The sequence below is a fragment of the Pseudomonas aeruginosa genome, from assembly GCF_001457615.1.
GTDB lineage: Bacteria > Pseudomonadota > Gammaproteobacteria > Pseudomonadales > Pseudomonadaceae > Pseudomonas > Pseudomonas aeruginosa.
The window spans coordinates 3389581-3404892 of sequence record NZ_LN831024.1; the positions used below are offsets into that span (position 1 = coordinate 3389581).

Below are 15312 nucleotides of genomic sequence, written 5' to 3' on the forward strand. Positions count from 1 at the left end.
GTCACAATCGGTGGTTTGGGTCGATCTCAGCCTGTCATGACGGTTAGAGTTCGAACCGGAGCTGCCCTTCGCATAGGGTAGGCATCCTGCGAGACCGATCAGACAGCACAGTATCACTACGCAATCACAAATGTTCCATTTATCTTTGAGTTGGGTCTGCTCACGCCAAGGATTTTGCCGCATGATCGAAAAAATTCTGCTTCGCAACGTCTCCAGCTACTCTCCAGACTCAGCGGTATCCATTGCCCCGCTTAAGCGCGTGAGTTTGTTCTATGGCCATAACGGGACGGGCAAGACCACTATCAGTAACTTCCTTCAGGCCCCTGATGAGGCCTGCTACAGCGTTTGCGGCGTGGAGCCAGTAAAGGTTGGCCGGGAGATCCTAGTCTACAACCATGCATTCATGGAGAAAAATTTCCATGAAGCCGCATCCCAGCCAGGGGTCTTCACCCTCAATGAGGGCAACATTGAGGCGGAAGCTGCCCTCGCAGTGGCCGAGAAAGCAATCGCTGAGCTGACGATCGCCCATGATACTGAAATGGAGAAGGGCATTAACTGCAAGAATGCTCAGCAGCAAGCTCATGAGGCGCTACTGGACAGTGTATGGAAGCCTAAGCGTGGCTTCGATAACACCGCTTTGGCTTACTGCTTCAGGTCGCTCAACACCAAAGAGCGTTTACTTGATGCAGTCCGAAGCGTCCAGCTTGTGGCAACCTCTGACACCGCTCAGGGGCTACTCAGCGAGGCGGCAGAACTTAACGAGGCCAGTGATAAAGAGCTGCCCGGAATCGCGCCAATCACCTTCCAGGCGGGTAAGCTAGAAACCGATCCGATCATGCAGGAAGTCATCACTGGGTCAGGCGATTCCTACCTTTCTGCGTTCATTCAGCAACTGGGAAATTCGGATTGGGTCAAGCAGGCACTGCGCTATGAGGTCGAGGCAAAAGACCAGTGCCCACTATGCCAGCAGTCCTTGCCGCAGGATTTCTATACTGAAATTCGTAAAGTCTTCGATAAAACCTATCAGCAGCGCATTGATTTGCTGCAGCAATTCGAAAGCCAATACCGAGACGCGGTGGATCAATTTCTGCGACGGTACGAGGCTCCGGAATATCAGCTGCAAGCCATAAAGCTCCGTGTCACCAGACTTCACGCTGTCTTCCAGAAAAACCTGCAATCCCTCGCTACAAAGCTCGCCAGTCCATCCCTTACGATTACGTTGGAGTCCACTGCAACATTGGTCGCAGAGTTGAACAGTGAGATCGCGGCTGAGCAACTGAAAATCGACGCTATCAATGCGAGGATAAAAAACAGGAAGCAGCATGAGGAGGACATCAAGCGACGCTTCTGGAGCTGGTACAGAGCTTCGTGCGACGCGGCTTTCGTGGCATTCGAAAAGGTCGATAAGGAGCAGGGGCGCCAACGCCAGGCCGCCAAGGATGAGGTTCAGTCTCTGCGGGATCGCATTCAGGCACAACGCGATATCATTGCCCAATCCAGGGCGGCCATCAGGAACATCGACCAGTCGGTCGAGAGTATCAATAATTGGTTGCGGGTGTTGGGTCTGAAGGGCTTCGCGCTGATTAAAGAAGAGGGCCCGGTGCCACAATATCGTCTTGAACGTCCTGGCCAGACTGAAGGGGTGTTCAGAACGCTAAGTGAGGGCGAAAAAACGCTGATCTCGTTCCTCTACTTCCTTGAGGTCTGCAATGGCGAGCTGGACACAGCTAGTGGGACGCTCAAGCGTGATCGCATCATCGTCATCGATGACCCAATATCGAGCCTCTCCCATAACTATGTCTACGATATTGCGTCGCTGATCAGGCGGCAGGTGCTCATCCCGAGAGACCGGTTCAAACAGGTGATCATTCTGACGCACAACCTTTTCTTCTTCCACGAAATGGTCAAGCTCTTGAAGGATGACGGAGAAAGATCCTTGGCAATGTTCCGGATCACCAAGTCCGAATACAGCTCGGTCGTGACCATGGAAGAGCGCGAAATCCAGAACGACTACCAAGCCTTCTGGCAAACCATCAAGGACGCGTTGCAAGGCCGAACTTCCCCTAACGTGATCCCGAACATGATGCGCAATATCTTGGAGTACTACTTCAGCTTCGTGCATCAGACGCAAAGCCTGCGCCAGGCGTTGACTGATCTTAGCGAGGAGAATCCAGAGTTCAGAGCGCTTTACCGATACATCAACCGTGAATCACATGCTGACTCGGTTAACCTAACTGACTTCGGCGAGATCGATCCGGAGATCTTCGTCGCGCGGTTTAAGGATGTGTTCATCAGAACCAATTTCGAATCTCACTTCGACAAGATGATGGCATAGCTAGCCATGTATTCTGGGATGGCTGCGTCAAGGCGTATGTGTTCGCTCCTTCTACCGGGAACGACCGGATAACCTGGAATTGCACGAGGGCTGATCTTCCCATATTCGGCATCAACTGATAGCATTTAGCCTGCAGCTACCACCCAAGGGCTCTCCTTCCTGCCTGGCACTCATCTGCTCGCTTTGCACGTGGGGTGTAAAGGCTATCAGCGGCCCGCTGAGATCAGATGGAGAATACGCCATGACCGATCATGGGAAAGTTGTCTTGGTTCGCCAGTACAACCGTTTCCGGTTTGGGCAATGGGAAACCGTGTGCATGCACATGCGCTCCCTACCGCGCCGGTAATTGAACGTACCTAGGTGGTAGCTGCACTTCTTTTTCTAGACCTTCTTCGCTACCTAATCAGCGTTCCTTTCGATTTGCTTCCAACGCGCTATAGACAGGAAATCGAATGACTGCTTCTGGCCGTATACAGCCCCTCCCTAAGCCATAGCCCTTCCCCATACCTGAACGGCACACCTATTGCCACCCGCAAAACCACAACCTCCCCCGCTGCTAACCGCAATAGCTGCGGCTTGAGTGTCGCGGATCGGTTTTTGGAATGTGGTGTTGGCCCTCACCCCAACCCTCTCCCGCACGCGGGAGAGGGGGCCGGGCGTGCCTTGTGGGTCGAGCGCCTCGCTCGGGCGCAGCCTGGAACGATGTCTACCCTCCCCTAGCCCCGGGCATCTGGAATCTGGAATTCGGCCCCCAGCCCAGGCAACCAGAAGCACCGGAAACGCGCCCTGAATGATTTCAGATTCGCGCCGAAACCTTCGAAAGCCGTTTCCTCGCACCCGAAAGCCGCCGAGGCTGCCCTGCGGCTTTCGCTGCGCAACGGCTACCCGCCTACTTGCACCGGTCGCTCAGCCTGACCAGCGATGCGCCGTACACCGCGTCGTCCTCGGAGGCGAAGATCGCCTCGCCTTCGACGGTGGCTCCCGGCTTGAGGGTCTCGGCGGTGAGTTCCTCGTCCACGGTATCCAGCCTGAAGGACTGGCCGGCGGCGGACTGCGCCACCAGGCAGCTGTTCTTCAGGCTGATCTCGCTCTTCGCCGCATTCACCAGGCGGACCTTGAAGGCCTGGGTGCGGAAGTGCTTGTCGCCGACGGATACGCTGCCCTTGTCGCCCTGGCGGGCGAAGACCATCACTGCGTCCGGCGCGGCGGCGAAGCCGAGGGAAGGAGCGGCCAGCAGGCCGGCCAGGGTCAGGGCCATTGCGTTCTTCATACTGATTTCCTTTGGCAAAGACTGAACGACCCGGTGATTTTCCGTGGGTCTTTTCGCCGCGATCAAGCGCAGTGCCAAGGAATGCGGGGCGCCTCGTGTTCTGCAAGTCGGAGGGTTTCCAGCGGAACTTTTCCCGCAACCGTGCTTCCAGGCGAAAACCGCTCGCTACGCGGAACGCCGGTCTTCCAACCCACACGATCCTCGCGCCCGCCAGGCTGTCCTCGAACGCTTGCAACCACAGGCCGGACGCTCGGCCCAGGCGATGGCCCAATGGGCGCCGGGCAGGTCCGCTTCGGCGTGGCCGCGATGCAACAAGTGCGCCTGGACCGGCATCGCGGTAGCGCTCGGCGAGGGCGCCACCGAGGCTGTCGGCGGCATGTCGTGTTCGACTCCGTTGCGGGTGGCGAGCGGGGCCTGCGATCTTCCCTTGGGGGAGAGTCCAGCCCGGCGACCCGGCAGGTGGCCGCCAAGCCGCTTGCGCAGGCTGCCGGGCTCAGCCGAGCAACTTGTCGACGGTCAGCGGGAAGTCGCGCAGGCGGCGGCCGGTGGCGTGGTACACGGCATTCGCCACTGCGGCGGCGACGCCGACGATGCCTATTTCGCCGACGCCCTTGGAGCCCAGTTCGTTAACGATATCGTCGGGTTCGTCAACGAAGATCACCTCGATATCGCCAATATCGGCGTTAACCGGGATGTGGTACTCGGCGAGGTTGTGGTTCATGCAGCGGCCCAGCGCATGGTCGACCTGGGTTTCCTCCTGCAAGGCCATGCCCAGGCCCCAGACCACCCCGCCGAGTATCTGGCTGCGAGCGGTCTTCGGGTTGATCACCCGCCCCGCCGCGACCGCGCTGACCACCCGGCTCACACGCAGGGTACCGAGGGCTTCGTCGATCCGCACCTCGACGAATACCGCCGAATGGGTCGCGGTGGCGTAGCCTTTGCGCCGCGCCGAGGGTTCAGCTTCCACCTCCACCTGCAACGCGTCTTCCGGCAGCCCTTGCAGCAGGTCGGCCAGGGCGTATCGCGTATCGCCCGCTTCCAGATGGCCACGGCATATGCGGAAGCGTTCTTCGGCGGTGCCGGCCAGCTCCGGATGGCGGGCCCTGGCATGGGCGACCAGGGCCTGGCGCAGGCGCAGGCAGGCCAGGCGGACGGCGGAACCGACCGACGAGACGGTGAACGAGCCGCCCTGCAATGGAGCCTTGGGCAACGCACTGTCGCCAAGCTGGAAGCGCACCTCTTCCGGCGCCATGCCAGCGGCGTCGGCGGCGATCTGGGTCATCACCGTGTAGGTGCCGGTGCCGATATCCGTGGTCGCGCTGGCCACCCGCAGCAGGCCGTCCGCCTCCAGCCGCGCCCTCGCGCTGGCCTTGCTCTGCATGGCCTCCCAGACGCCACCGGCCATGCCCCAGCCGAGCAACTGGCGCCCTTCGCTCATGCTCCGTGGCCGTGGGTCGCGGGCCTGCCAACCGAAGCGCCGGGCGCCCTCCTCGTAGCAGGCCAGCAGCGCCTTGCTGGAGTACGGCTTGTCCTCGTTGCCGTTGCGCTCGGCGAAGTTGAACCGGCGCAGCGCGATGGGGTCCATGCCGAGCCGCACCGCCAGTTCGTCCATCGCGCATTCCAGCCCGATCAGTCCCAGCGCCGCGCCGGGGGCGCGCATGTCCAGCGGGGTATAGACGTCCAGCGGCACCAGACGGTAGGCCAGGGAAAGGTTCTCGCAGCGATAGAGCATGCCGCTCCACTCCACCACGTGCTCGGTGAAGTCTTCGAAGCGCGAGGTCTGCGCTGTCGCCTGGTGGCCCAGCGCAAGCAGGCGCCCCTCGGCATCGGCGCCCAGTTGCAGGCGCTGCAGGGTGCGCGGCCGGTAGCCGAAGGTGAACATCTGCTGGCGGGTCAGCACTACGCGCACCGACCGCCGCAGTTGCAGCGCCGCCATCACCGCCAGGGCCAACTGGTATTGCGGACGCAGGCCGGAGCCGAAGGCGCCGCCGACGTAGGCGGCACAGACCCTTACCTTGTCGGCGGGCAGGCGGAAGACCTTTTGCAGGTAGGCCTGGCTGTTCTGCGTCCCCTGGGTCTTGTCGTGCACCAGCAGGCTGCCGTCGGGCTGGACGATGACCGTGGACGCGTGCGGTTCCATGGGATTGTGGTGCTCGATCGGCGTGCTGTAGCTGGCCTCGACCCGAATCGGCGCGGCGCGGTAGGCGGTGTAGAAATCGCCGCGCTCGGCGGGCAGTTGGGCGGGAGCCTCATGGGCCTGGTCGAGGGCGGCCAGCAGGTCGGTCTGGTGCGGCTCGGGCTCGATATCGATGCGCAGCAGCGAGCCCGCGTAGCGGGCCAGTTCCAGGCTCCGTGCCAGGACCAGGGCAAGGGGCTGGCCGCTGTACAGGACGCGGTCGTCGAACAGCGGGCGGAAGGGTTCGCCTTCGGCGGCATCAGCGTCCTTGTAGGGCTCGTCGTCGCCCGCCATCGGCGGCCGGTTCAGGTGATGCAGTACCGCGGCCACCCCGGGTACCGCCAGGGCCGCCGCACAGTCGATGCCGCGCACCCGGCCGCGGGCGACGTCGCTGCTGACCACGCTGCCGTGGAGCAGGTCGGCGGCAGGATATTCGGCGGCGTAGCGAGCCTGGCCGGTGACCTTGGCTGGCCCGTCGACGCGATCCAGGGCTTGCCCGGTGCTGTGTGGCAGGCTGCTCATTGGCCGATCCCTCCCGAGTGGGCTTCTTCCAGTGCGCGAACGATGGCGTTGCGCGCCAATCCGATCTTGAAGGCGTTGTGGGCCAGCGGCCTGGCGTCACGCAGCAGCGCTTCGGCGAAGCGGACATAGCTGTCCCGGTTCGCCGGGTGGCCCCTGAAACGTTCCTCCAGCTCTGCGACGCGCCATGGCTTGTGGGCCACGCCGCCGAGCGCCAGGCGCAGTTCGCCAATGCGCTCGCCGTCCGGTTCCAGGGCCGCCGCCACCGAGACCAGGGCGAAGGCGTAGGAGGCCCGGTCGCGCACCTTCAGGTAGTGGCAATGCCGGGCGAAGCGCGGTGCTGGCAGCTCGATGGCGGTGACCAGTTCGTCGACGGCCAGGCAGTTGTCGCGCTCGGGCGTGTCTGCCGGCAGGCGATGGAAGTCGGCGAAAGCGACCCGCCGCTCGCCAGCGCGGCCGCGCACCAGTACCTGAGCCTCCAGCGCCGCCAGCGCCACGCACAGGTCGGATGGATGTACCGCCACGCAGTGTTCGCTGGCGCCGAGGATCGCATGGTTGCGGTTCAGCCCGCTGCGCGCGGGGCATCCGCTGCCCGGCTCGCGCTTGTTGCATGGCGTGCCGGTGTCGTAGAAATACTGGCAGCGGGTACGCTGCAACAGGTTGCCGCCGGTGCTGGCCATGTTGCGCAACTGCGGCGAGGCGCCGGCGAGGATCGCCTGGGCTAGCAAGGGATAGTCCGCCTCCACGGCGGGATTCCAGGCCAGTTCGGCGTTGCTGACCAGGGCTCCGACCAGCAGGCCGCCGGTGGGCGTCCGGCGGATGTCGCGCAGCGGGAGGCCGGTGATGTCGATGAGTCGCCGGGGCCTGGCAACGTTTTCCTTCATCAGGTCGAGCAGGTTGGTGCCACCGGCGATGTAGCGCGACTCCGGGCCGGCGAGGCCCAGCGCCTGCTCGATGTCGGCCGGCTTGGCATAGGCGAAGGGCGTCATGCGCGCTGCCCTCCCTGTCCGTCGCGATCGAGCAGCGGCAAGGCGTCTTCCACAGCGTCGAGGATATTGCCGTAGGCGCCGCAGCGGCACAGGTTGCCGCTCATGCCCTCGCGGATCTCCGCCCGCGAGCGCGCCCGCCCCTCGCTCGCCAGGCCAAGGGCCGAACAGATCTGTCCGGGCGTGCAGTAGCCGCACTGGAAGGCATCATGGCGGATGAACGCCTGTTGCAGGGGATGCAGGCGATCACCCTCGGCCAGACCTTCGATGGTAGTCAGTGCATCGCCGTCGCACATCACCGCCAGCGTCAGGCAGGCGTTGATCCGGCGACCGTTGCGCAACACCGTGCAAGCGCCGCATTGGCCGTGGTCGCAGCCCTTCTTGCTGCCCACTAGGTCGAGCCGCTCGCGCAGCAGGTCGAGCAGCGTCAGCCACGGGGGTACTCTCAACTCTCGGCGCTGGCCATTGATCAGCAGGCTGATCGGCAGGTCCGCCGGCTCCGGATTGGTCATGGTACAAGCCTCACGGTCGGTGCATCGGCGCGGCGGATGCCGCTTTTTCAGGTCCGACCGAACGGCTCGAAGATATGTTCAAAGTAAATGACGGCCATGGCCATGCCACAAAGGCGGGCGGATGCTCGACGCCTGCGCCGCTATCGGCCGCCGGAGCCCTGCGCCGAGGTCACTTGAACAGGCTCGACACCACCCGCGCCACGTGCTCGGCGCCCTTGCTGATCTCCTGCATGATGCCGGCCACGGTGGTGATCTGGTTGTTGTTCTCCTGGGCGCTGGACTCGATGGTCTGCATGTTGTGGTTGATCTGCTGGGTCAGCTTGACGTTCTCGGTGACCACGTTCTTGATCTCCACCGTGGCGCCGCTGGTGCGCGCCGCCAGTTGCCGCACCTCGTCGGCGACCACCGCGAAGCCGCGCCCCATGTCGCCGGCGCGAGCCGCCTCGATGGCGGCGTTGAGGGCCAGCAGGTTGGTCTGTTCGGCGACGCTCTGGATGGTGGTGACGATGTTCTCGATGTCCTTGGTCTGGTGGGTGAGCTGGGAAATCAGGCCGACGGCGGTGTTGACCATCGACAGGGTCTTGGCCGACAGGGCGACGGACTGGTCGAGGGAGTCGATGCCGCGGGTGGAAATCTGCGCGGTCTCTTCCGCGGTGGAGAACGACAGCTCGGCGGCGCGCCGTACCTCCTCGTTGCGATTGACCTGCTCGGTAACGTCGATGGCGAACTTGATGACCTTGATTATCCGCCCCGAACTGTCCTTGACCGGGTTGTAGGTGGCTTCGATATGTACCCGCTCGCCGGCGGCGCTGCGGCGCTCGAAATGCCCGCGGGAGAATTCGCCGTGCCGCAGCCGAGCCCAGAAATCCGGGTTCTCCCGATAGAACTCGTCGAAGCAGAGCATGCGGTGGTGCTGGCCCTTGAGCGACTTGAGGCTGTAGCCGAAGAGACGCAGGAAGTTCTCGTTGGCATCGAGTATCTCGCCGTCCGGGGTGAACTCGATGACCGCCATGGACTGGCGTATGGCGTCGTTGATCGCGTTGAGCAGGAGCAGTTCGGAATGGTTGCGGGTCACGTCGGCGGCGATCTTCAGCACCTCGACGACCGCCCCTTCGGCATTCTTCACCGGGAAATAGGTGGCCTCCAGCCAGACCGGCGTACCATCGCGCCGCAGGCGCTTGAACACGCCGCGCTGGGGCGTGCCGCTGGCCAGTTCCTTCCAGAAGCGCACGTAGGCGGCGGAGGCCTGGTAGTCCTCGTCGCAGAAGATCCGGTGGTGCTTGCCGACCAGTTCGTCCGCCGAATAGCCGACCGCCGCGAGGAACAGCGGGTTGGCGGACAGTATCTGGCCATCGGGAGTGAAACGGATGGTGGCGACGTTCTGCCCGATGGCATCGAGTCGCCACGCCAAGTCTTCATCCTTGGCGGCGCTTTCCACCGCCCTGCTTTTTCTGCCGAAGAGCATCGCGCACGACTCCTTGATGGCGCCTGTCCATCGCGAGGGAGTGGAGAACCGGAGATAGCCGTCCTACCGCTAAACGCCAGTGTAGATCGGGCTCCGGCAACTTTCCTCGGTGCCCGCATCGCCGTCCGTCCCCTAGCGGGCGGGACCCAGCGGGGCACGCGATGCCAGGATCGCCAGGCCGGCCAGCCCGACTACCGAGACGCTCTGGTTGAGGCAGGCATTGGTACGCCCAGACAATCGCCCCGCGCCCGCGCATCAGCCAGGCTGCGAGCCATGCCAGCGCCGGTCCGCGCTATGATCGCTGCACCCGGCCTGACCGCGCTCCGACCTCGCGCCGTCGTATCCCGAAACCCACTTCCAGGAGGAAGCACATGGCAACCGATCTCTACGCGCTGGCCGAACAGGTCGAGGACGAAGCGGGTTTCCTGCACTTCCTCGCCGCGCTGGCGGCGGACTGGGAGGAAGACCGCCGCCTTGCCGCCGCCAACCCGCCGAAGCCGTTCGGCCCCAGCCCGCTGGGTTGGGAGAACGGCAGCATCGGTGGCTTCCTCGATGCCGCCGCGACCTGGGGCGAGGACTCCCGCGACGGCCTGCCGGGCTATTCCAGGCCGGAGAATGCCTGGCGGCGCGCGGCGCAGCTGATGCTGGCGGGCAAGTTCTATGAATGACTTCAAGTCTGCCCTGGCGCCCTTCCCGCCCGGCTACCCGAGGGTCTTGCCGGGCAACCGGCGGCAGGTGCCGATACTGCATCGCGACGCGGACTTCCTCCTGCGCGCGCTGCAACCCGACGATTTCGTCCGGACCAGCCGCTACGAGAACGCCAACCGCGAGCACCTGGCGCCATGGGAGCCGCTGCGCGACCCGGGGTATTTTTCCGTGGACAACGCCCGCGCCCGCACCCTGCTACAGGTGGCGAGCATGGACGAAGGCGAGGCGCTTCTCCTGCTGTTGCTCGATCCCGACGACGGCGAGGTGCTGGGGCGCTGCAGCTACACCAACATCGTCCGCGGGGTATTCCAGGCCTGCCACCTGGGCTTTTCCCTGGCCGCTGCGGCGCAGGGCCGCGGCCTGATGGCACGAGCCCTGCGGGTAGCCAACCGGTATTGCTTCGAGCAGCTCGGCCTGCACCGGATCATGGCCAGCCACCTGCCGCGCAACGCACGCAGCGAGCGCCTGCTGGAAAGCCTCGGCTTCGAGAAGGAAGGCTACGCCCGCGCCTACCTGAAGATCGCCGGGGTCTGGGAAGACCATGTGCTACGGGCGCTGGTGGACGCTCCGCGCTGAACCGACGTGCAAATGCGCAACGGGGCGCCAGGCGTCCCGTTGCGCTCACCGGGCCCGCCGCTCAGCCGCGGGCGAGGTCGCCACGCAGTTCGCGGGCGGCGGCGACCATGTTCACCAGCGCCGCCTCGGTTTCCGGCCAGGCGCGGGTCTTCAGGCCGCAGTCCGGGTTGACCCAGAGCCGCTCGGCAGGTATCCGCCGGGCCGCCTTGCGCAGCAGCGCGACGATCTCTTCCCGGCTCGGCACGCGCGGCGAATGGATGTCGTAGACGCCCGGACCGATCTCGTTCGGGTAGTCGAACTGCTCGAAGGCCTCCAGCAGCTCCATGTCCGAACGCGAAGTCTCGATGGTGATCACGTCGGCGTCCATGGCGGCGATGGACTCGATCACATCGTTGAACTCGCTGTAGCACATGTGCGTATGGATCTGGGTTTCGTCGCGGACTCCGGAGGCGCACAGGCGGAAGGCCTCGGTGGCCCACTCCAGATAGTGCGGCCAGGCGTTGCGGCGCAGCGGCAGGCCTTCGCGGAAAGCCGCCTCGTCGATCTGCACGATCCTGATACCGGCGGCCTCCAGGTCGACCACTTCGTCGCGGATCGCCAGGGCCAACTGGCGCGCCTGCACCTCGCGAGACACGTCCTCGCGCGGGAAGGACCACATCAGCATGGTCACCGGGCCGGTCAGCATGCCCTTCATCACCTTGTCGGTAAGGCTCTGGGCGTACCTGATCCACTCCACGGTCATGGCCCGCGGACGGCTCAGGTCGCCATAGATCACCGCCGGCTTCACGCAGCGCGAGCCGTAGCTCTGCACCCAGCCGAAGCGGGTGAAGACGTAGCCGTCCAGTTGCTCGGCGAAGTACTCGACCATGTCGTTGCGCTCGGCCTCGCCGTGCACCAGCACGTCCAGCCCCAGTTGCTCCTGGATCTGCACCGCATGGCGGATCTCGCTGTGCATCGCCTCGATGTACTCGGCCTCGCTCAGCTTGCCCTGCTTGAACGACTGGCGGGCCAGGCGGATCGACGAGGTCTGCGGGAAGGAGCCGATGGTGGTGGTCGGGAACGCCGGCAGGTCGAGTCCGGCGCGCTGCCTGGCGATGCGTTCGGCGAACGGCGAGCGGCGCTGGGCGTCGCTGGCCTTGATCGCGGCCAGGCGCGCCTGCACGGCCGGCTTGTGGATTCGCGGCGAGGAAGCGCGGCTGGCCTGGACCGCACGGCTCTCTTCCAGGGCGGCAAGCACCTCGGCGGCCTCCGGCTCAGTGGCGGCACGGGCCAGCACCGCGACTTCGCGGCACTTCTGCACGGCGAAGGCCAGCCAGCTCTTCAGCTCGGCGTCCAGCCCGTCTTCGCGCTCCAGGTCCACCGGGCTGTGCAGCAGCGAGCAGGACGGCGCGACCCACAGCCGCTCGCCCAGGCGCTCCCGGGCATGGCGCACCACTTCCAGGGCTTTCTCCAGGTCGCAGCGCCAGACGTTGCGTCCGTTGACCAGGCCCAGCGAGACGACCTTGTAGGCCGGCAGGCGGTCGAGGATGCTCGGATACTGTTCCGGCGCTCGCACCAGGTCGATGTGCAGGCCGTCCACCGGGAGGTTGGCGGCCAGGCCCAGGTTGTCTTCCAGGCCGCCGAAGTAGGTGGCGACCAGCTTCTTCAGCGGTTCGCTCTGTAGCAGGTTGTAGGCGCGCTCGAAGGCGTTCTTCCATGCCTGCGGCAGGTCGAGGACCAGGATCGGCTCGTCGATCTGCACCCACTCCACGCCCTGGCCGGCGAGGCGGCGCAAGATCTGGCCGTAGAGCGGCAGCAGGCGGTCCAGCAGGTCGAGCCTGTCGAACTCGGCGCCCTTGGCCTTGCCCAGCCACAGGTAGGTCAGCGGACCGATCAGTACCGGCTTCACCTGGTGGCCGAGGGCCCTGGCCTCGTCGACCTCCTCGAACAGTTGTTCCCAGCTCAGCTGGAACTGCTGATCGGCGCTGAACTCGGGGACCAGGTAGTGATAGTTGGTGTCGAACCACTTGGTCATTTCCTGGGCATGGGCACCGCCGCAACAACTGTCGTCGCTGACGCCACGGGCCATGCCGAACAGGGTATGCAGGGTCGGCCCGGCCTCGCCGTGCGCCCGGAAGCGCTCGGGGATCACGCCGAAGGTCAGCGAATGGGTCAGCACCTGGTCATACCAGGCGAAATCGCCGACCGGCAGCAACTGGATGCCGGCATCCTTCTGTACCTGCCAGTGGGCAGCGCGCAGCTGCCGACCGACGGCCCGCAGGCCGGCCTCGTCCAGCTCGCCCTTCCAGAACGCTTCCTGGGCTTTTTTCAGTTCGCGATCGCGTCCGATGCGTGGGAAGCCGAGAGTGTGGGCCAGGGCCATGGGTGTTCCTCCAGTCGAAAGGTCGATGGAGGAATTCTCGTGAGGCTCATGCCATGAGACAAACTCAATTTCTTCGTGATGAAATCAAGTTTCCCTCATGATCATCCTCGCGCCCTGACCTCGGCGCCCTCCTCACTTGCGCTTGCGGATCGCCATGCGCCGAGGCTTGAGACCGCCAGCCGCGGCAGCGCCGGCCTCGCCGTCGACCACGGGCTGCATCCTGGCTCGCGCCGCGTGCAGCTTCTTGTAGCTGTCGATCAGCCGCAGGTGCCGGTCGAGCCCTTCCAGCTTCATGCTGGTCGGCGTCAGGCCGAAGAAGCGCACGCTGCCGTCCACCGAGCCCAGCGCGGCATCCATCCGCGCGTCGCCGAACATGCGGCGGAAATTGGCCTCGTAGTCGGCGATCTCCAGCTCGTCGTCGAGGACGACCTCCAGCACCACGTTCAGCGCCTGGTAGAACAGGCCGCGCTCGACGCTGTTGTCGTTGTACTGGAGGAACGCCTCCACGCCTTCCTTGGCGTCTTCGAAGCGCTTCAGGGCGAGGCCGATGAGCACTTTCAGCTCGAGGATGGTCAGTTGGCCCCAGACCGTGTTGTCGTCGAACTCGACGCCGATCAGCGTGGTGATGTCGGTGTAGTCGTCCACCTCGCAGTCTTCCAGGCGCTCCAGCAACGCCCCGAGCGCAGCATCGTCGAGGCGGTGCAGGTTGAGGATGTCCTCGCGGAACGCCAGGGCCTTGTTGGTGTTGTCCCAGATCAGGTCTTCCACCGGATAGATTTCCGAGTAGCCCGGCACCAGGATCCGGCAGGCCGTAGCGCCGAGGTTCTCGTACACCGCCATGTAGACCTGCTTGCCCATGGCTTCGAGGATGCCGAACAGGGTCGCGGCTTCCTCGGCGTTGGCAGCCTCGCCCTGCCGGGTGAAGTCCCACTCGACGAACGGGAAATCGGCCTTGGCGCTGAAGAAGCGCCAGGACACCACGCCGCTGGAATCGATGAAATGCTCGACGAAGTTGTTCGGCTCGGTCAGCGCATGGCTTTCGAAGGTCGGCTGGGGCAGGTCGTTCAGGCCTTCGAAGCTGCGCCCCTGGAGCAGTTCGGTCAGGCTGCGCTCCAGGGCCACCTCGAAGCTCGGGTGAGCGCCGAAGGAAGCGAACACGCCGCCGGTGCGCGGATTCATCAGGGTCACGCACATCACCGGGAATTCGCCGCCCAGCGAGGCGTCCTTGACCAGTACCGGGAAGCCCTGCTCTTCCAGGCCGCGGATCCCGGCGAGGATGCCCGGGTACTTGGCCAGCACCTCCGGCGGCACGTCCGGCAGCGCCAGCTCGCCTTCGAGGATTTGCCGCTTGACCGCACGCTCGAAGATCTCCGACAGGCACTGCACCTGCGCCTCGGCCAGGGTATTGCCGGCGCTCATGCCGTTGCTGAGGTAGAGGTTCTCGATCAGGTTGGAGGGGAAATACACCACCTGGCCGTCGGACTGGCGCACGAAGGGCAAGGCGCAGATACCGCGCTGCACGTTGCCCGAGTTGGTGTCGTACAGGTGCGAGCCGCGCAGCTCGCCGTCGGGGTCGTAGATCGCCAGGCAATGGCCGTCGAGCAGTCCCAGCGGCAGCGCATCGTCGCGGCCGGGCTTGAACCAGCGTTCGTCCGGGTAATGGACGAACGCCGCATTGGCGATCTCTTCTCCCCAGTACTGGTCGTTGTAGAAGAAGTTGCAGTTCAGCCGCTCGATGAATTCGCCCAGCGCCGAGGCCAGCGCGCTTTCCTTGCTCGCGCCCTTGCCGTTGGTGAAGCACATCGGCGACTGCGCATCGCGGATGTGCAGCGACCAGACGTTGGGCACGATGTTGCGCCAGGAGGCGATCTCGATCTTCATGCCGAGGCCGGCGAGGATGGCCGACAGGTTGGCGATGGTCTGCTCCAGCGGCAGGTCCTTGCCCGGGATGCGCGTGCAGCCGGCGGCATCGGTGCCGGGCATCAGCAGCGCCTGGGCGTCGGCATCGAGGTTGTCGACCTCCTCGATGACGAACTCGGGCCCGGTCTGCACCACCTTCTTCACCGTGCAGCGGTCGATGGAGCGGAGGATGCCCTGGCGGTCCTTCTCCGAGATGTCGGCCGGCAGTTCCACCTGGATCTTGAAGATCTGCCGGTAGCGGTTCTCCGGGTCGACGATGTTGTTCTGCGACAGGCGTATGTTGTCGGTGGGGATGTTGCGCGTCTGGCAGTACAGCTTGACGAAGTAGGCGGCACACAGCGCCGACGACGCCAGGAAGTAGTCGAACGGCCCCGGCGCGGAGCCGTCGCCCTTGTAGCGGATCGGCTGGTCGGCGATCACCGTGAAATCATCGAACCTGGCTTCCAGTCGAAGGTTATCGAGAAAATTGACCTTTACTTCCAC

General features: G+C 64.5%; 10 protein-coding genes and 1 pseudogene. 3 read left to right on the forward strand and 8 right to left on the reverse strand.

Annotation, left to right across the window (positions count from 1 at the left end; all coding sequences use genetic code 11):
* Positions 1 to 181: 181 nt before the first annotated feature.
* A complete protein-coding gene (locus tag AT700_RS15440; protein WP_048521133.1) occupies positions 182 to 2335 on the forward strand; it encodes an AAA family ATPase in 2154 nt (717 codons plus the stop codon).
* A gap of 889 nt (positions 2336 to 3224) precedes the next feature.
* Here AT700_RS15440 and AT700_RS15445 read toward each other — a convergent pair.
* The 6 genes and pseudogenes from AT700_RS15445 to AT700_RS30605 all read right to left on the reverse strand — a co-directional run.
* Positions 3225 to 3605, reverse strand: a complete 381-nt coding sequence (locus AT700_RS15445; protein ID WP_003111130.1) for a DUF4354 family protein — start codon at positions 3603 to 3605, stop codon at positions 3225 to 3227.
* A gap of 493 nt (positions 3606 to 4098) precedes the next feature.
* Positions 4099 to 6303 (reverse strand): xanthine dehydrogenase family protein molybdopterin-binding subunit, encoded by a 2205-nt coding sequence (locus AT700_RS15450; protein ID WP_048521134.1) that lies wholly within the window; start codon positions 6301 to 6303, stop codon positions 4099 to 4101.
* The gene (locus tag AT700_RS15455) at positions 6300 to 7289 is read right to left on the reverse strand and encodes an FAD binding domain-containing protein (protein WP_003102358.1); all 990 of its coding nucleotides are present in this window, start codon (positions 7287 to 7289) and stop codon (positions 6300 to 6302) included. Before AT700_RS15455 ends, AT700_RS15450 begins: the two co-directional genes overlap by 4 nt.
* Positions 7286 to 7798, reverse strand: coding sequence for a (2Fe-2S)-binding protein (locus AT700_RS15460; protein ID WP_003088271.1), 513 nt, complete (start codon positions 7796 to 7798; stop codon positions 7286 to 7288). Before AT700_RS15460 ends, AT700_RS15455 begins: the two co-directional genes overlap by 4 nt.
* 169 nt (positions 7799 to 7967) lie before the next feature.
* Positions 7968 to 8543 carry a methyl-accepting chemotaxis protein gene (locus AT700_RS30600; RefSeq protein ID WP_369810617.1) on the reverse strand — a complete coding sequence of 192 codons (576 nt, stop codon included), beginning with the start codon at positions 8541 to 8543 and terminating at the stop codon, positions 7968 to 7970.
* Positions 8544 to 9263: pseudogene (locus tag AT700_RS30605) on the reverse strand (PAS domain-containing protein); the annotation flags it as partial.
* 371 nt (positions 9264 to 9634) lie between these two features.
* Here AT700_RS30605 and AT700_RS15470 point away from each other — a divergent pair.
* Positions 9635 to 9931 (forward strand): hypothetical protein, encoded by a 297-nt coding sequence (locus AT700_RS15470; RefSeq protein ID WP_003102361.1) that lies wholly within the window; start codon positions 9635 to 9637, stop codon positions 9929 to 9931.
* 46 nt (positions 9932 to 9977) lie between these two features.
* Positions 9978 to 10547 carry a GNAT family N-acetyltransferase gene (locus tag AT700_RS15475; RefSeq protein ID WP_003119171.1) on the forward strand — a complete coding sequence of 190 codons (570 nt, stop codon included), beginning with the start codon at positions 9978 to 9980 and terminating at the stop codon, positions 10545 to 10547.
* A gap of 61 nt (positions 10548 to 10608) precedes the next feature.
* On the opposite strand, the gene metE is transcribed toward AT700_RS15475, so the two are convergent.
* Both metE and AT700_RS15485 read right to left on the reverse strand, forming a co-directional pair.
* Entirely contained in the window at positions 10609 to 12909 is a 2301-nt protein-coding gene (metE, locus tag AT700_RS15480; protein WP_003139809.1) for a 5-methyltetrahydropteroyltriglutamate--homocysteine S-methyltransferase, read from the reverse strand.
* 132 nt (positions 12910 to 13041) lie between these two features.
* A complete protein-coding gene (locus tag AT700_RS15485) occupies positions 13042 to 15312 on the reverse strand; it encodes an OsmC domain/YcaO domain-containing protein (RefSeq protein WP_031640198.1) in 2271 nt (756 codons plus the stop codon).

Bases quoted from the DNA above. Each gene is read 5' to 3' on its own strand.
- AT700_RS15440 (WP_048521133.1), top strand. From the start codon at position 182: ATGATCGAAAAAATTCTGCTTCGCAACGTCTCCAGCTACTCTCCAGAC.
- AT700_RS15445 (WP_003111130.1), bottom strand. From the start codon at position 3,605: ATGAAGAACGCAATGGCCCTGACCCTGGCCGGCCTGCTGGCCGCTCCT.
- AT700_RS15450 (WP_048521134.1), bottom strand. From the start codon at position 6,303: ATGAGCAGCCTGCCACACAGCACCGGGCAAGCCCTGGATCGCGTCGAC.
- AT700_RS15455 (WP_003102358.1), bottom strand. From the start codon at position 7,289: ATGACGCCCTTCGCCTATGCCAAGCCGGCCGACATCGAGCAGGCGCTG.
- AT700_RS15460 (WP_003088271.1), bottom strand. From the start codon at position 7,798: ATGACCAATCCGGAGCCGGCGGACCTGCCGATCAGCCTGCTGATCAAT.
- AT700_RS15470 (WP_003102361.1), top strand. From the start codon at position 9,635: ATGGCAACCGATCTCTACGCGCTGGCCGAACAGGTCGAGGACGAAGCG.
- metE (WP_003139809.1), bottom strand. From the start codon at position 12,909: ATGGCCCTGGCCCACACTCTCGGCTTCCCACGCATCGGACGCGATCGC.